This is a genomic window from Nonomuraea sp. NPDC049646, from assembly GCF_044465525.1.
Lineage (GTDB): Bacteria > Actinomycetota > Actinomycetes > Streptosporangiales > Streptosporangiaceae > Nonomuraea.
This window is the reverse complement of sequence record NZ_JBITLU010000015.1, coordinates 162,808-187,587: the sequence shown is the minus strand read 5'-3', so window position 1 is coordinate 187,587 and position 24,780 is coordinate 162,808. Positions and strand designations below refer to the sequence as shown.

At 72.2% G+C, this 24,780-nt stretch carries 29 protein-coding genes; 14 read left to right on the top strand and 15 right to left on the bottom strand.

Annotated elements, in window-relative coordinates:
* Nucleotides 1–20: 20 nt before the first annotated feature.
* The 4 genes from ACIBQ8_RS37455 to mshA form a co-directional block, all read right to left on the bottom strand.
* A complete protein-coding gene (locus ACIBQ8_RS37455) occupies nucleotides 21–227 on the bottom strand; it encodes a hypothetical protein (RefSeq protein WP_397173398.1) in 207 nt (68 codons plus the stop codon).
* Between the two features lie 303 nt (nucleotides 228–530).
* On the bottom strand, nucleotides 531–1,274 hold the full coding sequence (locus ACIBQ8_RS37450) for a phosphoglyceromutase (protein ID WP_397173396.1): 744 nt from the start codon (nucleotides 1,272–1,274) through the stop codon (nucleotides 531–533).
* 61 nt (nucleotides 1,275–1,335) lie between these two features.
* A complete protein-coding gene (locus ACIBQ8_RS37445; RefSeq protein ID WP_397173394.1) occupies nucleotides 1,336–1,815 on the bottom strand; it encodes a YbjN domain-containing protein in 480 nt (159 codons plus the stop codon).
* A 42-nt stretch (nucleotides 1,816–1,857) separates the two neighbouring features.
* Complete coding sequence (mshA, locus tag ACIBQ8_RS37440) at nucleotides 1,858–3,135, bottom strand: D-inositol-3-phosphate glycosyltransferase (RefSeq protein WP_397173392.1); 1,278 nt, start codon at nucleotides 3,133–3,135, stop codon at nucleotides 1,858–1,860.
* A 94-nt stretch (nucleotides 3,136–3,229) separates the two neighbouring features.
* Here mshA and ACIBQ8_RS37435 point away from each other — a divergent pair, with 94 nt between their 5' ends.
* Nucleotides 3,230–3,976: an SDR family NAD(P)-dependent oxidoreductase gene (locus ACIBQ8_RS37435; protein ID WP_397173390.1), complete on the top strand. Its 747-nt coding sequence runs from the start codon at nucleotides 3,230–3,232 to the stop codon at nucleotides 3,974–3,976.
* A 5-nt stretch (nucleotides 3,977–3,981) separates the two neighbouring features.
* Nucleotides 3,982–4,773, top strand: coding sequence for a class I SAM-dependent methyltransferase (locus tag ACIBQ8_RS37430; protein WP_397173388.1), 792 nt, complete (start codon nucleotides 3,982–3,984; stop codon nucleotides 4,771–4,773).
* Between the two features lie 37 nt (nucleotides 4,774–4,810).
* On the opposite strand, the gene ACIBQ8_RS37425 is transcribed toward ACIBQ8_RS37430, so the two are convergent.
* Entirely contained in the window at nucleotides 4,811–5,320 is a 510-nt protein-coding gene (locus ACIBQ8_RS37425) for an O-acetyl-ADP-ribose deacetylase (protein WP_397194417.1), read from the bottom strand.
* A gap of 88 nt (nucleotides 5,321–5,408) precedes the next feature.
* Here ACIBQ8_RS37425 and ACIBQ8_RS37420 point away from each other — a divergent pair, with 88 nt between their 5' ends.
* The 5 genes from ACIBQ8_RS37420 (at nucleotide 5,409) to ACIBQ8_RS37400 (ending at nucleotide 8,121) form a co-directional block, all read left to right on the top strand.
* Nucleotides 5,409–5,765, top strand: coding sequence for a BlaI/MecI/CopY family transcriptional regulator (locus ACIBQ8_RS37420; protein WP_352319711.1), 357 nt, complete (start codon nucleotides 5,409–5,411; stop codon nucleotides 5,763–5,765).
* On the top strand, nucleotides 5,762–6,667 hold the full coding sequence (locus tag ACIBQ8_RS37415; protein ID WP_397173384.1) for a M56 family metallopeptidase: 906 nt from the start codon (nucleotides 5,762–5,764) through the stop codon (nucleotides 6,665–6,667). Before ACIBQ8_RS37420 ends, ACIBQ8_RS37415 begins: the two co-directional genes overlap by 4 nt.
* A 61-nt stretch (nucleotides 6,668–6,728) precedes the next feature.
* Nucleotides 6,729–7,223: a helix-turn-helix transcriptional regulator gene (locus ACIBQ8_RS37410; RefSeq protein WP_352355473.1), complete on the top strand. Its 495-nt coding sequence runs from the start codon at nucleotides 6,729–6,731 to the stop codon at nucleotides 7,221–7,223.
* 3 nt (nucleotides 7,224–7,226) lie between these two features.
* Nucleotides 7,227–7,637 carry a hypothetical protein gene (locus ACIBQ8_RS37405; protein ID WP_397173382.1) on the top strand — a complete coding sequence of 137 codons (411 nt, stop codon included), beginning with the start codon at nucleotides 7,227–7,229 and terminating at the stop codon, nucleotides 7,635–7,637.
* 118 nt (nucleotides 7,638–7,755) lie between these two features.
* Nucleotides 7,756–8,121 (top strand): DUF2516 family protein, encoded by a 366-nt coding sequence (locus ACIBQ8_RS37400; protein WP_357967187.1) that lies wholly within the window; start codon nucleotides 7,756–7,758, stop codon nucleotides 8,119–8,121.
* Between the two features lie 26 nt (nucleotides 8,122–8,147).
* Here the strand turns inward: ACIBQ8_RS37400 and ACIBQ8_RS37395 are convergent, their stop codons facing one another.
* Nucleotides 8,148–8,690 carry an SGNH/GDSL hydrolase family protein gene (locus ACIBQ8_RS37395; RefSeq protein WP_397173549.1) on the bottom strand — a complete coding sequence of 181 codons (543 nt, stop codon included), beginning with the start codon at nucleotides 8,688–8,690 and terminating at the stop codon, nucleotides 8,148–8,150.
* 181 nt (nucleotides 8,691–8,871) lie between these two features.
* Between ACIBQ8_RS37395 and ACIBQ8_RS37390 the strand changes: the two genes are divergently transcribed.
* The gene (locus tag ACIBQ8_RS37390) at nucleotides 8,872–9,606 is read left to right on the top strand and encodes an alanyl-tRNA editing protein (protein ID WP_397173380.1); all 735 of its coding nucleotides are present in this window, start codon (nucleotides 8,872–8,874) and stop codon (nucleotides 9,604–9,606) included.
* On the opposite strand, the gene ACIBQ8_RS37385 is transcribed toward ACIBQ8_RS37390, so the two are convergent.
* Entirely contained in the window at nucleotides 9,603–10,520 is a 918-nt protein-coding gene (locus tag ACIBQ8_RS37385) for a TetR/AcrR family transcriptional regulator C-terminal domain-containing protein (protein WP_397173378.1), read from the bottom strand. The two genes, ACIBQ8_RS37390 and ACIBQ8_RS37385, sit on opposite strands and share 4 nt — an antisense overlap.
* Before the next feature lie 111 nt (nucleotides 10,521–10,631).
* Between ACIBQ8_RS37385 and ACIBQ8_RS37380 the strand changes: the two genes are divergently transcribed.
* Both ACIBQ8_RS37380 and ACIBQ8_RS37375 read left to right on the top strand, forming a co-directional pair.
* A complete protein-coding gene (locus ACIBQ8_RS37380) occupies nucleotides 10,632–11,720 on the top strand; it encodes an FAD-dependent monooxygenase (protein ID WP_397194416.1) in 1,089 nt (362 codons plus the stop codon).
* Between the two features lie 27 nt (nucleotides 11,721–11,747).
* Complete coding sequence (locus ACIBQ8_RS37375; protein ID WP_397194415.1) at nucleotides 11,748–13,352, top strand: DUF2207 domain-containing protein; 1,605 nt, start codon at nucleotides 11,748–11,750, stop codon at nucleotides 13,350–13,352.
* A 35-nt stretch (nucleotides 13,353–13,387) separates the two neighbouring features.
* Here the strand turns inward: ACIBQ8_RS37375 and ACIBQ8_RS37370 are convergent, their stop codons facing one another.
* Nucleotides 13,388–14,296, bottom strand: coding sequence for an asparaginase (locus ACIBQ8_RS37370; protein WP_397173372.1), 909 nt, complete (start codon nucleotides 14,294–14,296; stop codon nucleotides 13,388–13,390).
* A 60-nt stretch (nucleotides 14,297–14,356) separates the two neighbouring features.
* Here ACIBQ8_RS37370 and dtd point away from each other — a divergent pair, with 60 nt between their 5' ends.
* Nucleotides 14,357–14,788 (top strand): D-aminoacyl-tRNA deacylase, encoded by a 432-nt coding sequence (gene dtd, locus ACIBQ8_RS37365; protein WP_357967172.1) that lies wholly within the window; start codon nucleotides 14,357–14,359, stop codon nucleotides 14,786–14,788.
* Between the two features lie 6 nt (nucleotides 14,789–14,794).
* Here the strand turns inward: dtd and ACIBQ8_RS37360 are convergent, their stop codons facing one another.
* The 4 genes from ACIBQ8_RS37360 to ACIBQ8_RS37345 form a co-directional block, all read right to left on the bottom strand.
* Nucleotides 14,795–15,733, bottom strand: a complete 939-nt coding sequence (locus ACIBQ8_RS37360) for a YgfZ/GcvT domain-containing protein (protein ID WP_397173370.1) — start codon at nucleotides 15,731–15,733, stop codon at nucleotides 14,795–14,797.
* 64 nt (nucleotides 15,734–15,797) lie between these two features.
* Complete coding sequence (locus tag ACIBQ8_RS37355) at nucleotides 15,798–16,211, bottom strand: Fur family transcriptional regulator (protein WP_357967168.1); 414 nt, start codon at nucleotides 16,209–16,211, stop codon at nucleotides 15,798–15,800.
* Between the two features lie 311 nt (nucleotides 16,212–16,522).
* On the bottom strand, nucleotides 16,523–16,819 hold the full coding sequence (locus tag ACIBQ8_RS37350) for a DUF2470 domain-containing protein (RefSeq protein ID WP_387679382.1): 297 nt from the start codon (nucleotides 16,817–16,819) through the stop codon (nucleotides 16,523–16,525).
* Nucleotides 16,820–16,821: 2 nt separating this feature from the next.
* The gene (locus ACIBQ8_RS37345; protein ID WP_352319740.1) at nucleotides 16,822–17,310 is read right to left on the bottom strand and encodes an FABP family protein; all 489 of its coding nucleotides are present in this window, start codon (nucleotides 17,308–17,310) and stop codon (nucleotides 16,822–16,824) included.
* Nucleotides 17,311–17,378: 68 nt separating this feature from the next.
* Between ACIBQ8_RS37345 and ACIBQ8_RS37340 the strand changes: the two genes are divergently transcribed.
* Nucleotides 17,379–18,872: a sugar-binding protein gene (locus ACIBQ8_RS37340; protein ID WP_397194414.1), complete on the top strand. Its 1,494-nt coding sequence runs from the start codon at nucleotides 17,379–17,381 to the stop codon at nucleotides 18,870–18,872.
* 9 nt (nucleotides 18,873–18,881) lie between these two features.
* Nucleotides 18,882–19,244 (top strand): DsrE family protein, encoded by a 363-nt coding sequence (locus ACIBQ8_RS37335; RefSeq protein WP_397194413.1) that lies wholly within the window; start codon nucleotides 18,882–18,884, stop codon nucleotides 19,242–19,244.
* A 5-nt stretch (nucleotides 19,245–19,249) separates the two neighbouring features.
* Here ACIBQ8_RS37335 and ACIBQ8_RS37330 read toward each other — a convergent pair whose 3' ends face one another.
* Nucleotides 19,250–19,963 (bottom strand): type 1 glutamine amidotransferase, encoded by a 714-nt coding sequence (locus tag ACIBQ8_RS37330; protein WP_397173366.1) that lies wholly within the window; start codon nucleotides 19,961–19,963, stop codon nucleotides 19,250–19,252.
* Nucleotides 19,953–21,182, bottom strand: coding sequence for a MurT ligase domain-containing protein (locus ACIBQ8_RS37325; RefSeq protein ID WP_397173364.1), 1,230 nt, complete (start codon nucleotides 21,180–21,182; stop codon nucleotides 19,953–19,955). Before ACIBQ8_RS37325 ends, ACIBQ8_RS37330 begins: the two co-directional genes overlap by 11 nt.
* Before the next feature lie 181 nt (nucleotides 21,183–21,363).
* Between ACIBQ8_RS37325 and ACIBQ8_RS37320 the strand changes: the two genes are divergently transcribed.
* Complete coding sequence (locus ACIBQ8_RS37320; protein WP_397173362.1) at nucleotides 21,364–21,774, top strand: YjdF family protein; 411 nt, start codon at nucleotides 21,364–21,366, stop codon at nucleotides 21,772–21,774.
* Between the two features lie 22 nt (nucleotides 21,775–21,796).
* Here ACIBQ8_RS37320 and ACIBQ8_RS37315 read toward each other — a convergent pair whose 3' ends face one another.
* Nucleotides 21,797–24,766, bottom strand: a complete 2,970-nt coding sequence (locus ACIBQ8_RS37315) for an ATP-binding protein (RefSeq protein WP_397194412.1) — start codon at nucleotides 24,764–24,766, stop codon at nucleotides 21,797–21,799.
* Nucleotides 24,767–24,780: the final 14 nt, after the last annotated feature.

Sequence of the window (24,780 nt, the reverse complement as noted above, 5' to 3'; positions counted from 1 at the left end):
CCGTGCCACGGCCGGTCGCGTCAGGAGGCCGCCTGCCGGCTCCGGCACACGTGCCGCCGTGCCAGCTCGGCCCAGACCGCGGCGGCACGGGCGTACGGGCCCCTGGCGGTCTCCTCGTGCTCCCCTCGCTCGGTGACCCGCCGCACGAAGAACTGCGCCGCCTCGAAGCACAGGACGTACTCCTCGCAACAGGACGCCTCGACCACGCGTACGAGCCCGCGCGACACATGCGGCTCCCAGGTCGGCACGTCAGACCGTCCCGCCCGGAATGCGGGCTTCCCCGGAGGACGGAAGGGGGCAGGAGCGCTCAGCTCTGGCAGAGGTGCTCACATCCCCGAAAGCATAGGCACCTCGCCCCAGAACGGCCCACACATTTCAGAGTCCGGCATCGGCGAATCAGCTCCCCCGGCCCCGACCCCGCGCCCATCGCGGACGCCCCGGACACGACGCCGCAGGCCAAGCCAGGAAACCGGCGGGCGCCTCGCGCGGCACACGCGGCGCCGCGCGAGGCGCCCGAGAAGCTGTGGGGGTCAGCGGCCCTGGTTGGCCACCGCTTCGATGGCGGCCTTGGCGGCCTCCGGGTCGAGGTAGCGCCCGCCGCGCACCCGCGGCTTGAAGTCGGCGTCCAGCTCGTAGGCCAGCGGGATCCCCGTGGGGATGTTGAGCCCGGCGATGTCGTCGTCGCCGATGCCGTCGAGGTGCTTGACCAGGGCGCGCAGCGAGTTGCCGTGCGCGGTCACCAGGACCGTGCGCCCCGCGGCCAGGTCGGGGACGATCTCGTCGTACCAGTACGGCAGCATGCGGTCGACGACGTCCTTCAGGCACTCCGTGCGCGGCATGAGCTCCGGCGGCAGGAGGGCGTAGCGGGGGTCCCCGGCCTGGGAGTACTCGTCGTCGTCGGCGATGGGCGGCGGCGGCACGTCGTACGAGCGGCGCCAGAGCATGAACTGCTCGTCGCCGAACTCCTCACGCGTCTGGGCCTTGTTCTTGCCCTGCAGGGCCCCGTAGTGGCGTTCGTTCAGCCGCCAGCTGCGCTTGACCGGGAGCCAGAGCAGGTCGGCCTCGCCCAGGGCGAGCTGGGCCGTCTGGATGGCCCGGGTCAGGAGGCTGGTGTGCAGGACGTCGGGCCGCAGACCGGCCTCCTGCAGGAGCCGGCCGCCGCGCCGGGCCTCGTCCTCGCCCTTGGCCGACAGGCTGACGTCCACCCAACCGGTGAACAGGCCCTTCGCGTTCCAGTCGCTCTCACCGTGCCGTAGCAGCACCAAAGTCGCCATGCGGCCAATCCTATGGCCGCCGCCCGGAGCGCCGGCAGGTCGCCGGCAGGTCGCCGGCAGGTCACTGCCCGGGGTCGGCGAACCGGGCGAATGCCTGCAGGTTGGCCAGGGACTCGCCGCGCTTGGCACGCCACTCCCACTCCCGCCTGATCGAGGAGGCGAAGCCCAGCTCCAGCGCCCGGTCGAACCAGTCGTCGGCGTACGTCAGCACGCAGCCGAGCAGCCGATCGACCTCCTCCTCGCTGACGGCGGCCAGCGGCAGCCGGCCGACGAGGTAGACGTCGCCGACGGGGTCGAGGGAGAAGTGCACGCCGTACATGGCGCCGTTCTTGCCGAGGAGCCAGCGGTAGAACTCCTCGTGGTTCTCGTCCGGCTGGCGGCAGAAGAACGCCTCGACGTGCAGCACCCGCTCGCCGACGATCAGCCATGTCATGGTGGCGAGCTTGTGCTGTCCGGGCAGTTTGACCAGGAACGCCCCGGGCCGCGGCTCGTCGTAGGAGACGTCCGCGGCCTTGAGCGCGGCTTCGACGACATCGCGCATGGGATCCAGCTTAGGAGCGCGCGACGCGAGGGCGTCCAGCCGCTAGAAGTTGAGCGCCACGGGCACCTTGTGCAGATTCGCGACGGCGCCCGCGTACACCTCCATGAGCCGGCCCGCCGTCGCCTGCCAGCCGAAGGCGGCCGCGTGCGTGCGCGCCCCCCGCGACAACTGCTCACGCCATTCCGGCAGGGTGACCAGGCGGTGCAGGACGCGGGCCCATTCGTCGGGGTCGTGCCCGTCCACCAGCACGCCGGAGACGCCGTCGTCGACGGCGGTGCGCAGCCCGCCCACGGCCGCGGCGGCGACCGGCGTCCCGCACGCCTGCGACTCCAGGGCCACGAGCCCGAACGACTCGCTGTAGGACGGCACGACGGTCACGTCCGCCGCCCGGTACCAGTCGGCCAGTTCCTCCTGCGGAGCCGGCGGCACGAGCCGGACGACGTCCGAGATGCCCAGCTCAGCGGCCAGCTCGGTGAGGATGGACGGCCGGGCGAGCCCGTTGCCCGACGGCCCGCCGACGCAGGCGACGACCAGCCGGCCGCGCAGCGAGGGGTCGTCGATGAGCATGCGCGAGGCCGCTCGCAGCAGCACGTCGGGGGCCTTGAGCGGCTGGATGCGGCCCACGAACAGCAGCACGCGGGCGTCCTGCGGCAGGCCGAGCCGCTGCCGGGCGGCGCCCTGCGAGGCGGGCTGGAACACGGTGAGGTTGACGCCGGGGTTCACGACGGCCACGCGCTGCCGGGCGGCGCCGTACAGGTCGATGAGCTCGCGGGCCTCGTCGGCGGTGTTGGCCACGAGGCGGTCGGCGATCTCGACGACCTGTTCCTCGCCCACCACGCGGGCCTGCGGCTCCGGCTTGTCGTCCTGGGCGAGCAGCAGGTTCTTGACCTTGGCCATGGTGTGCATGGTGTGCACGAGCGGCACGCCCCAGCGCTCCTTGGCCAGCCAGCCGACCTGCCCGGACAGCCAGTAGTGGGAGTGGATGACGTCGTAGCGGCCCGGGTCGTACATGGCCTCGGTGCGCAGCACCTCCGACAGGAAGGCGCACAGCTGCCCGGGAAGGTCCGCGCGGTCCATCTCCTCGTACGGCCCTGCCGTCAGGTGCCGTACCAGGACGCCTGGGGCGAGTTCGGCCACGGGCGGCTGGTCGCGGGCGGTGGCCCTGGTGAAGATCTCCACCTCCACGCCGAGTTGCGCCAGTCTCCTGGCCGACTCGACGATGTACACGTTCATCCCACCGGCGTCGCCCGTGCCGGGCTGGTCCAATGGCGATGTGTGCATGCTGATGGTCGCGACCCGGCTGACCCGTCGTCGCCTCACTCGACATCACCTCCAAGCGGAATACAACTATCCGAATTTTTTCGACATTCCCTGCCGCGGTTCGCACCGCGTCCGCCCTGGCAGGATGAGGGGCATGCAGAGAACGGCAGTGGTGACCGGCGCGAGCGGCGGCATCGGCGAGGCGACCGCGCGGCGGCTCGCCGCTGAAGGTTACGTGGTGGTGGCGGGCGCCCGTCGCCGCGACCGGCTGGACAAGCTGGCCGCGGAGGTGCCCTCGATCAGGCCGGTGACGCTCGACGTGACCTCTCAGGAGTCGGTCGACGCGCTGGTCGGCTCGCTCGACCGCTGCGACGTGCTGGTCAACAACGCCGGTGGCGCGCTCGGCATGGAATCGGTCACGGACGGCCTTCTGGACGACTGGCAGCAGATGTACGACACGAACGTACTCGGCTCCCTACGCATGACCCAGGCGCTGATCCCCAAACTCGTGGAGTCGGGCGACGGCGTGCTGGTGATGCTGACCTCGACCGCCGCCCTGGTCTCGTACGAGGGCGGCGGCGGCTACTGCGCGGCCAAGCACGCCCAGTCCGCGATGGCCGAGACCCTCCGCCTTGAGCTGGTCGGTCAGCCGGTCCGGGTGGTCGAGATCGCGCCGGGCATGGTCAGGAGCGAGGGTTTCGCGGTCACCCGCTTCCGCGGCGACGAGGCCGCCGCCGCCCGCGTGTACGAGGGCGTCCCCGACCCGCTGTCCTCCGACGACGTGGCCGACGCCATCGCCTGGTGCGTGACACGCCCGTCGCACGTCAACATCGACCGCCTGGTGATCAGGCCGCGCGCCCAGGCCGCCCAGCACAAGGTGCACCGCGTCAGCGGAGGCTGAGCCGGATGGCCAGACCGGTCGGCGCGATCACCCGCGGCACGACGTGGCACAACCGGCTGCGCCGGGTCGACCGCTGGACGGCCGCCGTGCACGGCCCGGCCCTGCGCGCCGCCGTCCGTCCGCTCGTCGTCGACCTGGGCTACGGCGCCTCGCACACGACCACGCTTGAGCTGTTCACCCGGCTGCGCGCGGTCGCGCCCGGCGTCGAGGTGGTCGGCATCGAGATCGACCCGGCCAGGGTGGCCCTGGCCAAGCCGTACGAGCGGGAGGGGCTGAGCTTCGTGCTCGGCGGCTTCGAGCTGCCCGTCCCGCGCCCGCCGACGCTGGTCCGCGCCTTCAACGTGCTGCGCCAGTACGGCGAGGCGGAGGCGTGGCACTACTGGGACGTGCTGTGCGGCAGGCTGGCCCCCGGCGGCGTGCTGGTCGAGGGCACCTGCTCCGAGACCGGGCGGCGGGCGGTCTGGGTGGGCCTGTCCCCCGACGGCCCGCGCACGCTGACGTTCTCCGCCCGTTTCGACGCCTTCGAGCGGCCTTCCGACCTGGCCGACCGGCTGCCGAAGACCCTCATCCACCGGAACGTCCCGGGTGAGCGCATCCATGCGTTCCTGCGCGACTTCGACCACGCGTGGGCGGTCAGCGCCCCTTACGGGGTGCACGGGCTGCGGCAGCGCTGGCTGGCGTCCGTGCGGCTGCTGGCCGCGCAGTGGCCGGTGGCGACGCGCCCGCCGCTCGGCGGCCCGGCCCGATGGCGGCTCGGCGAGCTGACGCTGCCCTGGTCGGCGGTGGACCCGCGCTGACGGATCCGGGCCATCGGGAGAGCTGACGGGATCCCGGCTATCGGGAGAGCTGTGCGAGGAACACCTCGTAGGCCGCGGTGTCGAACAGCACGAACCTGACCTCCTCCACCGATGTCCCGGCCGCGCGCACGGCGGCGACGGCGATGCGGGCGGCGTCGTCGAGCGGCCAGCCGTAGACGCCCGTGGAGATCGCGGGGAAGGCCACCGTCCGCGCGCCGAGCTCGTCGGCCACCCGCAGGGACTCCTGGTGGCAGGCGGCCAGCAGCTCGGAGCGGTCCTGCGACCTGGAGTAGACCGGCCCGACCGTGTGGATCACCCAGCGAGCCGGCAGCAGGCCGGCGGTGGTGGCGACGGCCCGGCCGGTCGGCAGGCCCTTGCCGTAGTGCCCGGCGCGCAGCCGCCTGCACTCGGCCAGGATCTCCGGCCCGCCGCGGCGGTGGATGGCGCCGTCGACGCCCCCGCCGCCGAGCAGCGAGGAGTTGGCCGCGTTCACGATCGCGTCGGCCCGTTGCTCGGTGATGTCGCCCTGCACCAACGTGACATTCATCTCACCGAGCCTGCCAGGCGGGGTTCCGCGCCGCCACTCGCCGCTCCCGGATGCCAGCTCGACGCCTTGTAGAGCTACCCTGAAGGGCGTGAAGGGTCTTGGCGAGCTTGAGCGCAGCATCATGGACATCCTCTGGGCGGAGCACAACCCGCTGACCGCCCGCGAGGTCGGCAGGCTGATTGCCGATCGCGACCTCGCCCCCACGACGGTGATGACCGTACTCGACCGCCTCACGCGCAAGGGCTTCCTGGAGCGCACCAGGGACGGCCGCGCGTGGCGTTACGAACCGGCCGCGAGCCGTGACGCCTACATCGCCGAGCTTATGCTTGAGGCGTTGGACCTGACGGGCGACCGATCGGCCGCCCTGACCCGCTTCGCCCAGGCCGTGTCGGGCCCGGAGGCGGAGATCCTGCGGAGAGCCCTCACGGAGCTGGAGGAAGAGTGATCACGGCAGCGGTGCTAGCGGCGCTCGCCACGGCGTGCGCGCTCGGCTCCTGGCGTTTCACGACGGCCCGGTGGACCTCCCGTGCCCCGAGGCTCGCCATCATCGTCTGGCAGTCCCTGGGCGTGGCCTGGGGCCTGGCCACCACCGGCGCCATGCTGGCCTACGCGGTCATGCCCTACAACGTGGGCGTGCTGCCGGGGCTGATCGCCTTCGCGCGCGGGGAGACGCCGGTCGAGGCGTGGGACCCGCTGCACGTCCTGGCCATGATCGCCGGTCTCACGTCGCTGGCGGTGCTGGTCGTGGTGCTGCTCACGGCCGGCGTGCAGGCGTTGCGCGCGCGGCGGCGGCATCGCGTGCTGCTGGCGCTGATCTCCCGCGACGATCCGGGCGTGCCGGGGGTGCGGGTGCTCGACCATCCCAGCGCGGCGGCGTACTGCGTGCCGGGGCTGCGGTCGCAGGTCGTGGTCAGCGCGGGCGCGCTTGAGCTGCTGTCGCCGGACGAGATGGCGGCCGTGCTGGCGCACGAGGCCGCCCACGTGCGCGAGCGGCACGACCTGGTGCTGCTGCCGTTCGCCGCGCTGCGCCGGGCGTTGCCCTGGTCGAAGGTGGTGGCCGACGCGCAGGCGCAGGTGGAGCTGCTGATCGAGATGGCCGCCGACGACCGCGCCCGCCGCTACTGCTCGCCGCGCAGGCTGGCGACGGCGCTGCTCAGGTTCGGTACGGCCGGCGCCATGCCGACCCCCCAGGGCATGCTCGGCGTGCACGCGCACAACGTCATGGCCAGGGTGGACCGCCTGATCAAGCCGGGGCCGGAATTGTCAGCATTTGTCCGGTACGGCTATCTCGCCCTCTCTGTGAGCTTGCTCACCACCACCCCCTTCCTGTGGGTCTACCAGCTCTGACTGCTTGCAGGTGTTAGCCGTTCCGTTTGCAATTGCAAGCACGGGACGGCAGACTGTGGGTATGGCACTACCGAAGGTCGGCTCGATCGGCGAGTACATCCGCGAGCAACGGCAACAGGCGAAGATCTCGCTGCGCCAGCTCGCGCAGGCGGCAGGGGTCTCCAACCCCTACCTGAGCCAGATCGAGCGCGGGCTGCGCAAGCCGAGCGCGGAGATTCTCAACCAGATCGCCAAGGGTCTGCGCATCTCCTCGCAGGCGCTCTACGTGCAGGCCGGCCTCATCGAGGACCGGGAGCCGCCGAGCGACGTGATCACCGCGGTCAACGCCGACACGCTCCTCACCGAGCGGCAGCGCCAGGTGCTGATCGACATCTATGAATCGTTCCGCAAGGAGAACCGCACCGAGGGCGAGCAGACCTCCCAGAACGCCCGCCCTCAGCACGACTCCACCGCGGACGACGAGCCGCCGCTGCCCGAGGAGTATCTCGCCGCGCTTGAGCCCTACGCGGCCTCCCCCGGCAACGGGACCGTCACCCAGGAAACCAAGGAAGGTTAACCCATGACGCTTGCCACCGAGGTCAAGAAGCTCACCGACTCCAAGCCGTTCTACGCCGTCGCCGGCGCCGGCGACTTCGCCGTCGAGAAGCTGCGCGAGCTGCCCGAGCAGCTGCGTCAGCTCCAGTCCCGCCGCTCGGAGCTGGCCAGGGAGCTGCCGGAGAAGACCCGCGAGTACGCCGACAAGGCCGAGGGCTTCGTCCGCGAGTTCCCGGACAAGGCCCGCGAGTACGCCGACCAGCTGAGCAACAAGGCCACCGAGGTCTACGAGGACTTCGCCACCCGTGGCCGCAAGGTCGTCAGCAAGACGACCGGCGAGGCCGCCCTTGAGCTGGAGGAGGTGTCGGAGGCCGCCGAGCCGCCCGTCGCCGAGCCCGTCAAGAAGACCACGCGTACCCCTCGGGCCAAGGCCTGAGCGACCGAAAGGGCCCGCCTCCGCGGAGGCGGGCCCGTTTCTGTTCCGGCGCCCGCTTGTCGGGGACGCCTATTAGGCTGGGGCCGATTTCATCGCGGCGTTGGGTGGAGCCAGCAACATGAATATGATCAACGGCGTTTTCAACTTCCTCTTCCTGGTGCTCGCCGCCGTCATCTTCGGCATGTCGATCTACGCGCTGGTGCACGCGGCACGCGTGCCGACCAACGCGTTCGTCTCGGCGGGCAAGCTGCAGAAGAAGATCTGGGTGCTCATCCTCGCGCTGGCGACCCTGCTCTCCGGCGGCGGCGCGCTGGGCTACTTCAACGACTTCATGCTGATCGGCGGCTTCCGGTTCATCGGTCTGAACGGGCTCGGCCTGTTCTCCATCCTGGCCGTCATCGCCGCCACCATCTACATCGTCGACGTCAAGCCCGCCGTCAAGGGCATGGGCCGCGGCAACAGCGGCCCCTACGGCCCCTGGTAGACCGGCCCGGCCGGCCCCTGGCCGGCTCAGGCCAGCTCCGCCGCCAGCCACGCGGCGATGCGCTCGTGCCCGGCGAACGTGGGATGCACGCCGTCGGGCAGCACCGTCTCCGACGGCCTGCCGGTCACCCATTTGCGGCGCATGGGGTCGAGGAACGGCACGCCCGCGGCGCCCGCCACCTCCGCCAGGGCGTCGCGCACCCGGTAGGCCTTGGCCGGGGTGTCCTCCAGCCAGATCGGGCCGACCATCACGACCTTGGTGACCGGCCAGCGGCGGCGCACCTCGGCGAGCAGGTCGGCGGCGGCCTCGCGCACCTGCCCGGTGCTCCAGCGCTGGTCGTTGTGGCCGCCGGAGATGACCAGCACGTCGGGGGCCGGCCGCCAGGCCAGTTCCTCCTCGAACGACCGCCGGAACGTGCGGCCCACCTTGCCCTCGTTGAGATAGCCGGTGCCACCCGCGCCGGCGATGACCGGCTGCCAGCCGAGCAGCCGCGCCGACTCCGAGGCGTAGGTCCGCCAGGGCGGCACCGGGCCGGATCCGACCGTGAAGCTGTCGCCCACGAACATCATCACGGGCACCGCCGGACGGGCGGGAGGGACGGCCTCAGGCGCCCGCTGCGGCGGCGTCCGGGCCACCGCACTCGTACATGCTGAAATTCCAGCAAATATCCCCATTATTGCGATGACCGGGGCGATTCTTCCTCGAAGCATCAGGCCACGCATAATCACCCCGGGGCACTAGGCTGCCGATATGACCGCCGACCTCCACGGACGCACGCAGCGGCTCGAACTGTCCGACCAGAGCCTGCGAGATTTCGAAGCCGTCGTGCTGGACGCGGCGCCTGAGGGGATCGTGCTGAGCAGGTCGGCATTCTATCCAGGCGGGGGCGGCCAGCCTGCCGATCACGGAGTTCTGGTCTGGCAGGGCGTGGAGACGCGCATCGTCGGAGTACGCAAAGGCGACGATCTCTACCTGATCCCCGCCGAAGGCGACCCGATCCCGCCCGCCGGCACGGTGGTCGAGGCAGCGGTGGCCGACGCCCGGCGTTCGGCGCTCATGCGTACGCACTCGGGGCTGCACGTGCTGTGCGGCGTGGTGTTCAGGGACTACGGCTGCCTGGTCACCGGCGGCAACATGGACGAGCTGAGCGCCCGCATGGACTTCGACCTGCCCGAGGTGCCGCCCGGCTTCAAGGAGGCCGTCGAGGACGCGTGCAACGCCGAGATCGCCGCCGACCGCCGCATCGACGTGCGCGTGCTGCCGCGGCGGGAGGCGTTCGAGATCCCCGACATCATCCGCACGGCCAGCAACCTGGTGCCCGAGGCCGTCCAGGACGTGCGCATCGTCGACATCGTGGGCCTCGACACGCAGGCCGACGGCGGCACCCACGTGGCCTCGACCAAGCAGATCGGCCGCATCAAGGTGGCCAAGATCGAGAGCAAGGGCCGCGGCTTCCGCCGGCTGCGCATCGCGATCTCCGACTAGCGCCGCTCGATCAGCCCGGCGAGCCCGTCGAGCAGCGCGTCGAGGCCGAAGGCGAACAGCCGGTCGAGGTCGAGGTCGAACTCGCCGCCCAGCTCCTCGATGACGCCGGTGAAGGCGGTCAGCCGCCCCGACTCGGCCAGCGCCTGGAGCTCCCCCTCCCGGCTGGTCATCCACTCGTCGGCGGTCAGCCCGGTCGCGGCCTGGGCCTGCTGCTCCATCTCGATGTTGGCGGCCAGGCCCTGGACGAAGCTGAACAGCAGGGTGTGCACGTGCATCTTGCTCATGGGATCGAGGGGAGAGCCCTCCAGCGTGCGCATGACCCACTCGGTGTGGGTGATCAGGCTGGCCGAGGGCAGCGGCCTGGTCAGTGACGTGACCCTGGCCATCCACGGGTGGGTGCGGTAGCCCGCCCACTGCATCCGGGCGGCGGTCTCCAGCCTGGCCCGCCATCCGTCGGGCGGCGGGTCGGGCAGCGGGAACTCCCTGATCACCTGGTCGATCATGAGCATGACCAGGTCGTCCTTGCCGCCGACGTGCCGGTAGAGGGACATGGTGGCCACGCCGAGCCGGCCCGCGACGCCGCGCATGGTCAGCTCGGCGAGCCCGTCGGCGTCGGCGATCTCGACGGCCGCGGCCACGATGCGCTCGCGGGTCAGGTCATCGCCGGACGGGACGGGGGCCCGCCGCGCCCTGCCGCCGCGGGTCTCGGCCACGATCGTGCCCACGCGCGGCTCGGCGACCACCACGCCCTCCTGGGCCAGGACGGTGAGCGCCTTGGCGGCCGTGGCGAGCGCGACCTCCCAGTCGCGGGCGAGCTGCCTGGTGGAGGGCACCCGGTCGCCGGGGCGGAGCCGGCCGTCGGCGATGCGCCGCCTGATGTCCTCGACGATGCGCGCGTAGGGCGGAGCGGTCATCGCAACCCTTTCTCTGTACTAGTACAGATCTTATCAGTCTACCCTTGTGAGCTGCTGTATGTACGCCGTACATTCAGTTCCGCGTACAACGTCAACAACAAGGGGCGCAGCATGAAGGTTCTGGTATCGGGAGCGAGCGTCGGCGGGCCCGTCCTGGCTCACTGGCTGCGGCGGCGCGGCTTCGAGGTCACGCTGGTCGAGCGCGCGCCGCGTCCGCGCAAGGGCGGCCAGGCCGTCGACCTCCGCGGCGCCGCCCTCGTCGTGGCCGACCGTATGGGCATCCTGGAGCAGGTCAGGGCCGCGCGGACGACCATGCGCGGCATGTCCATGGTCGACGGCGACGGCAACGAGATCATGCGCAGCACCGAGGAGACGATCAGCGGCGGCCGGCTCGACAGCCCGGACGTCGAGATCGCCCGCGACGACCTCACCGCGATCGTCGGCGCCGTCACCGACGCCCCCTGCCGCTACGGCGACTCCATCGCCGCCCTCGCCCAGGACGGCGACGGCGTGGACGTGACCTTCGACAGCGGCGTCCGGGACCGCTACGACTACGTGATCGGCGCCGACGGCCTGCACTCCAACGTCAGGCGGCTGGTGTTCGGCCCGGAGGAGCGCTTCCTCAAGCACCTCGGCATGTACGTCTCCATCTACACCACCGACAACTTCCTCGGCCTGGACCGCTGGCAGCTCTGGCACCGCGAGGGCGAGGCCGGGTTCGGCCTGTTCAGCGACCGCGACCCGGCGGTGATGAAGGTGAACCTGGGCTTCGCCGCGGGCCCGATCGACTACGACCACCGCGACGTCGAGCAGCAGAAGCGCCTGGTCCAGGAGCACTGCTCGGGGCTGCGCTGGGAGGCGCCCAAGCTGCTTGATGCCATGTGGCAGGCCGACGACTTCTACTTCGACGCCATGGCCCAGGTCGAGATGGACCGCTGGTCGCAGGGCCGGGTCGCGCTGATCGGCGACGCGGCGTACTGCCCCTCCCCGCTGTCGGGGCAGGGCACCAGCCTGGCCCTGGTCGGGGCGTACGTGCTGGCCGAGGAACTGGGCCAGGCCCCCGAGGGGGCGTTCGACCGGTACGAGCGGCGCATGCGGCCCTACGTCGCCCTGAACCAGGCGCTGGCCCTGGAGAACCCGGGCATGGCCGCCTCGCCCGAGAGCGTACGCCGGGCGGCCGACGCCATCACCCTGGATTGACACCCGCAACCGCTACGATGTCCCGCCATGACGGGTTTCAGACTCACATTGGCCGCCCTGGGAGCCACCGCTCTGACGTTGCTGGCCACCCCCGCCTCGGCGGAGGCCGGGATCACGGACCAGGTGACGATGACGCTCGCCAAGGACGGCACCCTCCACGTGGTCGAGAAGATCACCGGGGCGTCCGGTGGCCTCAAGCGCACCCTGCTCACCAAGACCCGTTACGACGACGACAACGACCGCGTCTACCGGGTCACCAACGTCAAGGGCGGCAAGCTCGACGGCGACGTCCTGACCGTGACGGGCCAGACCGTCGAGTACGACGTCAAGGGCGCGGTGACCACCTCCGGCGGGGCCGAGGAGCTGCGCTGGTTCGCCGTCAGCGGCTGGAACGTCCCCGTGACCAAGGCGACCGTCCAGGTCAGCGGGCCCGGCCAGGTGCAGAACCTGTCGTGTTTCGCCGGTGACCTGACCTCGGCGATCGGCTGCACCTCGGCCTCGATGGACCACACCGGCACCCGGGCCGACTTCGAGCAGGACAACCTCGCGGCGGGCCAGGCCCTGACGGTGGTCGTCGGCTACCCCAAGGGCTCCAGCACCGGCGCGCCCATCCTGGAGCGGCGCTTCTCGCTGGCCTCGGCGTTCACCCTCGACCTGGTCACCGGCGGCGCGCTGGCCGCCCTGCTCGTGCTGCTGCTCGGCGGCGTCGGCCTGCTCTACTGGACGCGCGGCCGGGACGCCCGGGTCGCGGGCCACGAGAAGGGCGGGATCGACCCCATCCAGAACGGGCACTTCACCCCGCCGGACGGCGTGCGTCCCGGCCAGATCGGCACGCTGGTGGACGAGCAGGCCGACGTGGTCGACGTGACCGCCACCATCGTCGACCTGGCCGTCCGCGGCTACCTGCGGATCGACGAGCAGCCCCGCCAGACCTACGACGCCCCCGACTGGCTGCTGGTCAGGCTGCAGAACGCGCCGGTCAACTCGCTGCTGACGTACGAGCGCGCCCTGTACGACGCGGTCTTCGACGGCCGCGACGCGGTGCTGCTGTCACAGCTGTCCGGCTCGTTCGCCGGCCATCTGGGCAAGGTGCGCGACGCGCTCTACACCGACGTGGTCGAGCAGGGCTGGTTCGCCCGCCGTCCCGACACCGAGCGCACCCGGTGGACGACGATCGGCGTCGTGCTGATCGGCGTGGGCCTGCTGGCCACGGTCGGGCTGGCCTGGTTCACCACGTACGGGCTGCTGGGGCTGGCGCTGGTCATCGCGGGCGGCGCGCTGGCCGTCGGCGGCCAGTACATGCCGGCCAAGACCGCCAAGGGCTCGGCCGCGCTCGCGCACACGATGGGCTTCCGCGAGTACCTGTTCTCCGGCGACCTCGGCGAGGTGCCCGAGCAGCACCGGGTGGAGCTGTTCTCGCGCTACCTGCCCTACGCGGTGATCTTCGACGGGGTCGAGCACTGGTCGCGGGTGGTGGCCTCGGTGACCGGCAACGGCCACCAGGCCGACAACCTCTACTGGTACCACGGGCCGGCGGAGTGGGACCTGTCCAAGTTCGCCGGGTCGATGCGCACGTTCACCACGACGACCTCAGGGGCCATCTCCGCCAGCCGCCAGTTCCGCACCCTCTAGACACTCCGCGTGGCGGCGGCTGCGGACTCGCCCCTCTAGCGGATCCGCAGCTCCCCGACCGGCCGGCCGCCGCCCAGCAGCGCCGGCCGGGCCAGCTCGGCCAGCTCGGGCGCGTCCAGGCCGAGCGAGCGCAGGGCCGCCACGGTGACCGGCACGCGGGCCCGCTGCGAGCCGTCCTCGATCTTGATCGTGCCGGCCCGGCCGTCCTCGAACGCGAACGCGTCGAACGCCTCCGCGCCCGCCTTCAGCATCAGCCCGGGGATCGCCCGCATGAGCTTGGCCTCGGGCCGGTCGGTGCCGGAGGTCCACTCGGGGTGGGCGCGCATGGCGTCGAAGATGCGCCGCTCGAACGAGCCCTCCGCGGCCAGCGGGAAGGCCCGGAACGCCTTGGTCACGCCGAGCATCGAGACGAAGAACAGCGGCGCGCCGCAGCCGTCCACGCCGGAGGCGGCCACCCGCTCGCCGGTCAGGTCCTCGACCGTCGCGCGGATCGCGCGCTGGAGCGGGTGCGCGGGCTCCAGGTACGTCGTCAGCGGCCAGTCGTTGAGCACGCAGGTGGCCAGCATGGCGGCGTGCTTGCCGGAGCAGTTCATGTAGACCCGGCCGAACTCGGTCGAGGTGCGCTCGTACGGGTGGTCCTCCGGACACAGCAGGGCGGACTCGTCCAGGCCCGCTCCGGCCAGGATCTTCCGTACGCCGTCCACGTGGAACGCCTCACCGGAGTGCGAGGCGCAGGCCAGGGCCAGCAGCTCACCCTCCAACCGGAGGCCGTTGCGCATCATGCCGAGCGCCTGCAGCGGCTTCATCGACGATCGCGGCGAGGCCGGCACGTGCACCGCTCCCCGCGTCTCCACCGGGACGCCCTGCGCGTCCACGGTCAGCATGCGGGCCTGATGGGTGGACTCCACGAACCCCGACCGGACAACCTCGACAACAAGCGACATTACGCGCCCCCTTTCGGCACGAGTCTACGAACAGTTCCATCTGCGCCAGAATGGGATGCCATGCGAGCAGTCGTACAACGAGTGAGCTCGGCCTCCGTCGAGGTCGAGGGGCAGACGGTCGGCGCGGTCGACGAGCCGGGGCTGCTCGTCCTGGTCGGCGTGACGCACACCGACACCCGCGCCGAGGCCGCCAAGCTCGCCGCCAAGCTGTGGGGCCTGCGCGTGCTGCACGGCGAGAAGTCGTGCTCCGACGTCTCCGCCCCGCTCCTGGTGATCAGCCAGTTCACCCTCTACGGCGACGCGCGCAAGGGCCGGCGCCCCACCTGGCAGGCCGCGGCTCCGGGGCCGGTCGCCGAACCGCTGGTGGAGGCCGTGGTCGAGGAGCTGAGGGCGCTCGGCGCCCACGTGGAGACCGGCCGCTTCGGCGCCGACATGAAGGTCTCGCTGGTCAACGACGGGCCGATCACGCTCGTCCTCGACATCGACGCCTGAGCGGGGTCAGCGGATCCGGCGGCGCAGCGAGGGGTCGATGCTGACGTTGCGACCGGCGTCCGGCGGCACGACGACCTCCTGGGCGGCGGCCACGCCACCGGCCAGCAGCGGCGCGTCGACCGGGACCGTCCGCTTGACCACGGCCAGCGCGATCGGGCCCAGCTCGTGGTGGCGGGCGGCCGAGCCGACGACACCGATCTCCTGGCTCTCGAAGATCACCGGGTCGCCGTGCGCGGGCAGGGTGTCGACGCTGCCGTCGAGGTGCAGGAACACCAGGCGGCGCGGCGGGTGGCCCAGGTTGTGGACGCGCGCGACCGTCTCCTGGCCGCGGTAGCAGCCCTTGCTCAGGTGAACGGCCGAGCCGATCCAGCCCACCTCGTGGGGGATCGTCTTGTGGTCGGTCTCGAAGCCGAGCCGCGGCCGGTGGGCCTCGATGCGCAGCGCCTCGTACGCCCACAACCCCGCCAGGGGCCGGCCCAGATGATCGGCCAGCTCGTCCCGCGGCACCAGGAAGTCTTCACCGGCCGTGGACAGCACCGCCAGGTCGTCGGCCCGCGAGACCTCGACGCGCAGCATGAACCGCATGCGGTCGAGATAGTCGATCAGGCTCTGCGCCGTGCCGGGCTCGACGTGCGCCAGCACGCTCTCGCCGTCGTCGACCAGCGTGAGGTGGTGCAGGACGCGGCCCTGGAGGTCGAGGTCGAGCGTCTGGGTCCACTGGCCGGGCGTCAGCGTGTCGAGCTTCTGCGAGGTCAGGTCGTTGAGCCATTTCAGCCGGTCGGCGCCGGAGATGCGGACCACCTCGCGGTTGCTGCGGTCGACGACCGCCTCACCCTTGGCCAGCGCGCGCTGCTCGGCGAACAGGTCGCCATAGTGCGCGGCTACGTCGGCGTCCGGCCCGTCGGCCGCGACGGCGCCGGGGAGATCGAGCAGAGGGCTACGCATGTACCCAAGGCTATCCGCCCGCGCGACGCCGCCCGACGCCGGTGCCCGCGCCGGAGCCGAGATGTCAGCGGCAGTTGCGGCAGCGGCCGAACACCGTGAGGTGATGGACGTCGGCCGCGAACCCCAGCTCCTCGTCGAGCCCCTTCACCAGCCCCTCGGCCAGCTCGGGACGCACCTCGAAGACCTCGTCGCAACCCCGGCACACCAGGTGGACGTGGTCGGCCTCGGCCGCCAGGTGGTAGGTCGGCGCGCCGTGACCGAGGTGGGTGTGGGTGACCATGCCGAGCTCTTCGAGCAGTTCGAGCGTGCGGTAGACCGTGGAGATGTTGACCCCGCGCGCCGTCTCGCGCACCTTGGTGCAGATCTCCTCGGGCGTGGCGTGCTCCAGATCCTTGACCGCTTCGAGCACGAGCTGCCGCTGCGGGGTGACCCGGTAGCCCTTGGCGCGGAGTTCCTCGTGCCACTGCGTCTCGGTCATGCCCCCGAGTGTAAAGCGCACGATCGCCTGTTCGCGGCCGTCCGATAATTACTTGCCCCCGGCGCTCGCGACCGCATAACTTCGTGAGTACGCGGAAAGGAGGTGGTCCGAATAATGGATAGTCATAGTCGGGCTAGCGAGGTGGTTGTCCGCTAGCGCTGCGGACTGTTGTCTCGTGTCGCAAGCGAATCCGAGGCAACCACCGGGGCCCCTGGCAGCCGGAGGGCGGGATGACGCATCCCGACCATGGTCCATCCGGCCCGTCTGCTCGGCAGGCGGAGTGTTGCCCGGGGCCCTTCTTGTTTCTCCCCTCAGTGTTCCCCGTGGGGTTCGATGCCCAGCTCGGCGCAGGCCGCCCGGTAGAGGCGCACGACCGCCTTGCGCACCTGGGCGCGCTCGGTCAGCGTCTCGCCCCACGGCACGCGCACCCGCTCGCCGCCGTCGACCGTGAACTCCATGGCCTCGGCGTCGACGTCGCTGGTCACCGCCGAGGCGGCCTGCGGCCGGCCGCCGAGCCCGCGCACGATGACCAGGGCGTCGCCGGTGTGGTCGTCGTTCATGTGGCGCTTGATCGCCTCGACGGCGTCGGGGGTGAAGGGCGAGGTCATGCTCAGGACACCTTCTTCAGCTCGGCCGACATGTGGTCGGTGAGCGGGTGGCCGACGGCCGCCATCTCGTAGGCCCACATCAGGTTGCCGTTGACCAGGCCGTAGAGGCGGTGGCCGGCGGTGTACTCCTTGGCCGTGGAGGTGCGGGCCACGACGTCGGTGCGCAGCTCGATCTTGTGGAAGACGACCTCGCCGATGTAGATCTCGACGATGCCGGTCGGGTGCGCGAGCACCACCTCGATCTGCCGGTCGGGCTGCGGACGCCAGTAGCCGGACTCGGTGGCCAGCGGCCTGACCCGGTTGCCGTCGTTGTCGAGCAGCCAGGTGCGGCTGACGTAGGTCAGGAACGGCTTGCCGTTGTGGCCGAACTCGATCTCCTGGCCGAAGTTGAAGCTCTCGATCGTCGGATAGCCGCCCACGCCGGCGCCCTCCCAGCGGCCGAGCAGGAACGCGATCTGCTCCAGAGCGGGGTGCACCTCAGGTTCTTCCATGCTCACCAAGCCTAGCGCCGGTCGCTAACCTTCTGGATCGGGGAGAGGTTTCGCCGGGGGGAGCCGCGATGCTGGATGCCTGGGCCGTGCCGCCGCACGTCGACGTGCTGTTCGTGGGCGCCCATCCGGACGACGAATACCAGTCGTTGTCCACGTTCGGGCAGTGGCGCGAACGCCTGGGGCTGACCACCGGGGTCGTGACGGTCACCCGCGGCGAGGGCGGCGGCAACGCCGCCGGGCCGGAGAAGGGCGCGGCGCTCGGCCGGATCAGGGAGGCCGAGGAGCATGAGGCGGTCGCGCACGCGGGCATCCACGACGTCTTCTACCTGGACAGACCGGACTTCTGGTACACGCTGTCGGCGCCCCTGACCGCCCGCGCGTGGGGGCCGGGCACCCTCGGGCGGCTGGTCGAGACGATCAGGGCGACCAGGCCCTCGACCGTGGTGACGATGGACCCGCGACCCTTCGGCCAGCACGGCGGGCACCAGCTCGCCGCCCGGCTGGCCGTCGAGGCGTTCCGGCTGGCCGCCGACCCCGCCGCGTTCCCCGGGAAGGGCGCGCCCTGGCGGGCCACCCGGCTGCTGACCCAGAACTGGGGGCTGCGCGGCCCGGTGGGCCCCGGCTGCGCGACGTCCGGCCTGCGCGACCCGGCCACCGGGCTGCCGCAGCTCGGCGTCTGGGCGGGCGCCTGGTCGCCGCGCCACCGCGTCACGTGGGCCCAGCGGGAGCGCGACGCCGAGCGCGCGTACCGCACGCAGGGGTTCGCCGCGCGGCCGGCGAAGGTGGCCGGGCCGTTCGGGTGCGACTGGTTCTCGGTCGTCTTCGACGGCGGGCGGCCGGTGCCGGCTCCCGTCGTCGAGCAGGCGGGCCTGCGTCCTCTGTACGCCGAGTTCCGCGACTGGGCGCGCGCGACCGGCCTGCCCTGGCTGGCCAACCGGGCGCAGCCCGACTACCCCGCGCCGCCCGCCACCACGCTCCCGGTCGCCGGGCGCGCACCCGTGCTCGACGGCGTCGCCTCCCCCGGCGAGTACGCGGGCCCGGCCCTGCCCCTCGCCCACTGGGAGGGCGAGCGCTGCCCGCCGGCCGACTGCGCCGCGACCGCCCGGCTGACCCGCCACGGCGCCGACCTCTACGTCCAGGTCGAGGTCACCGACGAGGCGCGCGGCGCGGCCCTCGACGAGTGCGAGCGCCACTGGCGCACCGACGCGGTCGAGATCGCCCTCGACCCGCGCGGCGACTCCGACGACACCTCGACCACGTTCAAGCTGGGCGTCCTGCCCTACACCGCCGGGGGCGGCCCGTGCGCGGCCCGCGACGCCGACGCCCGCCAGGGCCCCGCCCCGCGGGTGGGCGTGGCGTCCGCGGCCCACGACGGCGGGTACGGCGTCGAGGTGCGCATACCGTTCGCGCTGCTGCCCGCGCCGCCCACCGCGCTGAGAGCGAACGTGCTCGTCTACGACTCCGACACCCGGGACAGGACCGGGCAGACGCGCCTGGCCTGGTCGCCGTTCGGCAGCGCCCAGGCCGATCCGTACGTGTGGGGCCGCGTCGGTCAGGGTTAGGGTGACGCCATGGCACGATCTTTGGTGATCAAGGTGACCGCGGGGGCGGACGCCCCTGAGCGGTGCAACCAGGCATTCACGGTGGCGGCGGCCGCGCTCGCGAGCGGCGTCCCGGTCTCCCTCTGGCTGACCGGCGAGTCGTCCTGGTTCGCCCTGCCGGGGCGGGCCAAGGAGTTCTCCCTGCCCCACGCGGCGCCGCTGGCGGACCTGCTGGAAGCCGTCCTGGCGGCGGGCCGGGTGACGCTGTGCACGCAGTGCGCCGCCCGCCGCGCCATCACGGTCGACGACGTGATCGAGGGGGTGCGCATCGCCGGCGCGCCCGCCTTCGTGGAGGAGGCGGTCAGCGAGGGCGCCCAGGCCCTGGTCTACTAGGCCCGTCAGCCGGACAGGACGGCGCTCAGCCGCTCCTGGCGCAGGGCCTCGTAGCGGGAGTCGTCGAGGGGCGTCAGCTCGCCCACGCGCCACGACAGCAGCAGGTCGGCCAGGGCCGGGTTGCGCGCCAGGGCCGGGCCGTGCAGGTACGTGCCCACCACGTGGCCCGCGTAGCAGCCCTCGAAGCCGTCGCCGTTGCCGACCCCGGCGACCGTCTTGGACAACGGCCGCACGCCCGGCCCGAGGTGCGTGACGCCCATGTGGTTCTCGAAGCCGGTCAGCGTGGGCAGGTTGAGGGCGGCGTCGACCTCGGCGACCAGCTCGCCCACGGCGCGGGCGGGGCCGCGCGAGCTGGCGATGTCGAGCAGGCCGATGCCGTCGACGGGCTGGCCCTCCTCGCCGCCGAACGTGCTGCCCATGATCTGGTAGCCGGCGCACACGGCCAGCATCGCCGCGCCCCGGGCGATGGCCCGCTGGAGCCCGCCGTCGCGGCGCAGGCGCTGGGCGGCCAGGATCTGCGGACGGTCTTCGCCGCCGCCGATCAGGTAGATGTCGCCGGTCTCCGGCACGGGGTCGGCCGAGCGGACGTAGACGGTCTCGACCTCGATGCCCCGGCGCTGCGCACGCTGCTCCAGGACGAGCACGTTGCCCTGGTCGCCGTAGGTGCTCAGCAGGTCGGGGTAGATCCAGACGATGCTGAGGGCGCTGTCAGACGGCACGTCCGAACTCCGATCGGATCTGCTGGAAGGCGGTGTAGTTGGCGATCACGTCGACCCGGCCGGGCGGCTGCATGGCCAGCGCCTCGGAGAACGAGCTGCACAACGTGAACGGCACGTCGGCCACGTCGAGCCGGAGCGCCAGGTCGAGCCGCCGCTCACCGGTGACGAAGACCGGACGGCCGCGCAGGATGCGGTAGTCGACGTCCCACAGCCACGAGGTGTCGCGGCCGTCGGGGCCCTGCGCGTTGACCGAGAGGATGATCGGCAGTTGCGGGTCGGCGACGTCGAACGCCTCCAGCCAGCCCGCCGGGTTCTTGCTCAGCAGCAGCCGCGCGTGGCGGCCCTCGCGCTCGACCGTGGTGTAGCGGCCGGCCACCGAGGTGACCTCGCGCAGCCGGGGCAGCGCCCGGTCGACCGGCAGCCCGAACGCGTCGGCCACGGCCAGCGCCATCACCGCGTTGGAGCGGTTGGCCAGGCCGGGGAGCTGGATGTCGAGCAGCCAGCGCTGACCGCGGGGGTCGACGGCGACGTCGTCGTCGAGCACCCACTGCGGCTCTGGACGGTGGAAGGTGCACTCACGGCAGGACCAGTCGGCGTCTTTGCGGTCGAGGGGGCCGCCGCACTCGGGGCAGCACCAGGAGTCCTCCTTCCAGCGCTGGCCGCCGGCGACCCAGGTGACCTTGGCGGCGGTGGAGGCCCCCCAGGTGACGAGGGGGTCGTCGCAGTTGGCGATGACGTGGGTGGGCCTGCCCGACAGCGCCCTGCGCCACTTCTGCGCGAGCAGCCAGATCTCGGCCGCGCGGTCCATCTGGTCGCGGCTGAGGTTCATCAGGCAGACGACGCCGGCGCCGGTGGTGTCGAGCACCTCCGGCAGGTACTTCTCGTCGACCTCCAGCACGCCGTAGGGGGCGCCCTTGTGCTGGGAGAGCGCCGAGACGTGCCCGGCCGGCATGTTGGCGCCGAAGGCGTTGGTGGCGACCTCGCCCATCTCCAGCAGCGCGGAGGTGATCAACCTGGTCGTGGTGGTCTTGCCGTTGGTGGCGCTGACCAGGGCCAGCTTGCGGTCGCGGGCCAGCTTGCGCAGGAGGTCGGGCTCAAGCAGCAGGCCGACCCTGCCGCCGATCACCGAGCCGTCACCGCGCCCGGTCATCCGCGAGAGCGTGGCGGCGCTGCGTCCCAGGGCGCTGGCGAGCTGAGCCCGCAGAGGAAGCTGGGTCATGCACATGGATCCTAGTCGCCGTTGAGTCGTACTCTGGAGTTGCACACGAAAACGCGGCCCGGTTGGTAGCCCGGGCGAAGCATCACGTATCCGCCCTTCCAGGGATGTCCGGTGTGCCGGAGGCGGCCTGTCCAGGTCGCTTTCCCGGCATGTCTGGTGAAGGGCGGAGAAGATGGTCACGTTGTCGGTCTATTTGGACGGCCCGTTCTGGGTCGGGGTGCTGGAGGTCGCCGAGGGCGGGCGGCTGCGGGCGACCCGGTTCACCCTCGGGTCCGAGCCCACCGATCCCGAGCTGCACGCGTACCTGATGCGTCATGGCGTCGCGCTGCTGGAGCAGGCCCATGCCGCGCCCGCCGTGGCCGGCGGGGAGCGGGCGCGGCGGGTCAACCCCAAGCGGGCGGCCAAGCTGGCGGCGCGGGCCGCCGCCCAGGTGTCCGTACGGAGCACGGCCGCGCAGGAGGCGATGCGGCTGGAGCTGGAGAGCCGCAGGCGGCAGGCCGCGCAGGGGCGGCGGGACCGGCGGCGCGAGCTGGCCGAGCACAAGCGCGAGGTGGCCCGCCGCAAGCGCCTCGAACGCCGCCGCGACCGCTGACCCCCGCCCCGGGAGGCGGGCGTCAGGCCGAGGGGACGTCGACGAAGGCGATCTCCGGAGCGCCCCCGTGGTCGAACGGCAGGACGAACCGCTGCGGCCACGACAACACGCCCTCCAGCCAGCCCGCGCCCATCGTCTGGCCGACGTGCCTGATCCTGGCCGACGCCTCGATGCCGATCGCCACGTTGGTGATGTCGCGCTGGACGCTCTCGTTCTCGTCGTCGCCCAGGATGACCCGCCAGGCCAGGGCCCGGTTGTGGTCCACCTCCATGGACAGCGGGTGGTGGCGCAGGGCCTTGGCGCGGTGGCCGAGCAGCTCGGCGTGCACCAGGTCGGCCGTGCCGTTGCCGTTGGACTGGCGGAACAGGGCGTACTCCATGGGCGGGGCCGGGCTGCGCAGGTTGGGGGCGGGCTGGCCGTACGGGAAGAGCCGGTCGACCTCGTGCAGCCAGCGCACCTGCGGGATCACCCACGACGCGCCCGGACGGTCGCCGCCGGGCTCGGCCCCCGACAGCAGCCGCGCGGCGACCTCGGCGGCCTTCTCGGTGAGCAGCGCCGGGTCGAACCAGCTACGCAACGACCAGGCCCGCCGCTGGACGGCGCGTTCGACCAGCGTGGCCAGCAGGCACTCGCGGCGGCGGGCGGGCAGCTCGCCCCAGGAGGCCGACAGGGCGCGCGGCACGCCGGGCAGCGGCCGGTTGCTGACGAAGGCGAGCACGACCGTGTCGCACCAGATGCGCAGCCACGCCCAGTCGGGCCCGTCGGCGAGCACGTCGGCCTCTCTGAGCTCCACCAGGGTGCACGCCTGGCCGGTCCGGCACTGCGCCCCGCACGCGGCCGACCTGCGCCCGCGGATGGGCGGCTGAGGGCCCGGCAGCGGCTTCTCCCGCGACTCGCCCAGCGGGACGCGCACCCGCAGCGGCCGGTCCATGCCGTCGGCGAAGACCGCGGCCGAGCCCGGCTGGAGCGAGACGACGTGCCTGGACTGCTCGTCGCTGAGGTTCATGGCCGCGCCGACGAGCTTCCTGTCGTCCTCGGCGGGCAGCCGGTGGACGACCTTGAGCGCGGTGTTCTTCACGACGTCGGAGACGAGCTTGGTCGGGATCTGCTCGGCCACCACGATGCCCTCGCCGTACGCCCTGATCTCGGCGAGCAGGCCGGCCAGCAGCTCCACGGCGTGCGTGGAGGCCCGGCCGTGGCCGCGGTCGCGCAGCAGCCGGTGGGCCTCCTCGATCACGATGACGTGCCGCAGCCCGGCGGACTTCTCCTTCCTGGCCCGCATGCGCAGGTGCTCGACGATCCGGATGATCAGCGTGCCCATGAGGAACGCCTTGTCCTCGTCGTTGGCGACGTCCTCGATGGCCAGGACGACGTTGCGCTCCAGCAGGCCGCCGATGTCGGCCGGGTGGCCGCCCTCGAAGAAGCGCCCGGCCGAGCCGACCCGCAGTGACCGCAGCCGGAGCGAGATGAAGCCCTCGACGTCGGCCTGGACCTCGCGGCCGTAGCCGATCTCCTTGATGACGTCCATGGCGTGCTGCTGGAGCTGTTCGAGCGTCGGCACGCTGGGCGGGACGTTCGAGCCGGGCACGGCGCCGCCGGTCACGACGTCCCAGCCGGTGGCCTCGTAGACCCGTTGCAGGGACAGCGACATGATCTGCGGGAACGGCTCCTCGGCGTCGAAGGCGGCCATGAACAGCGCCCTGATCATGTCGATGTGCGCCTGGACGGGGTAGCCCGGCTCGGGTTCCAGCGGGTTGACGCTGAGCGGCACGCCCTCGGGGGCCGACGGGTTGATCACCGTCACCGGGTCGGCGATGCGGCCGGCCATGGCCGCGTACTCCGACTTGGCCGGCTCGATGGCCAGCCACGGGATGCGCGCCTCGCTGAGCTGCTCCAGCAGGTGCCGGACGGTCTGGGACTTGCCCGAGCCGGTCGCGCCGGTGACGAAGGCGTGCCTGTTGAGCGTGGCCAGGGGCACCCGGAAGCTGCCCACGCCTCTGTCCTGGCCGTCGAGGATCTCGCCCAGCTCCAGCTCGCCGCCGTCGGCCTCGGACGTGACGTCGAAGAAGCCGGAGTCGAGCACGCGCACGCCGGGCACCTCGCGCCTGGGCAGCCCGGCCAGCGCGGCGAGCGCCCCGGCGGTGGCCGCGAAGGGCGCGGCGGCGCCGTCGGCCGGGTCCTGCATGGTGATGGCCAGGGCCTCCGACAGCGCGTAGACCGCGCCGTGCGCGCTGCGCAGCCGGTACGGGTGGTGGCTCATCTCGACCGACCCGACGAGCACGGGCGCGATCTGCCGCAGTTCCTCGGCGGTGGCACCGCCGGCCAGCACGCGCACGTTCCACAGGCCGGCCTCGCGGAAGGCGTCGAGCTCCTGCATGCGGCGCTCGGCCCGCTCGGCGTCGAACCGGGAGCGCTCGGAGGCGTCGCCGTACTGCCGCAGGACGTTGAGCTGGGTGCGCAGGTGCGCCACCTCGGCGTCGAGCAGGTCGGTCGGCTCGGCCACCACGAGCCAGGCGAACGGCCGCGACATGAGCGTGACCAGCGTCGACTCGAACAGCGTGGGCCGCTTCAGCTCCTCGGGGTCGGACCCGGAGAACTCGCGGCCCCGCCCGCCCAGCGGCGGCGCCTGGCGGCCGGGGCACGGCGTCCAGACCAGGTCGGCGAGGTCGGCCAGGTACTCCTCGTCCAGCTCGACGCCCCGCGCGCCGCCCGGGAACAGCAGCGGCTGGGGCCCGGTCGGCAGGCCGGGCACGTCGGTCGCCCGGCGCGGCTGGCGCGGCGGCGAGAGCGGGCCGGCATTGGTGATCAGTTCGAGCGGCGCCCCGGAACCCCGCGACAGCCACCCGATGACGAACGGCCGGTCACGCTGCGCCGCCGACAACACGGCGGGCAGCACGGTGACGAAATCCCATTCCGCCGACGAGCTTCGCGAGGGTGCGGCGATCGACTGGATCCGATACCAGGGCCCGCTCAGCGAGACACTCGGCTGCATCTTCAATTCCCCCA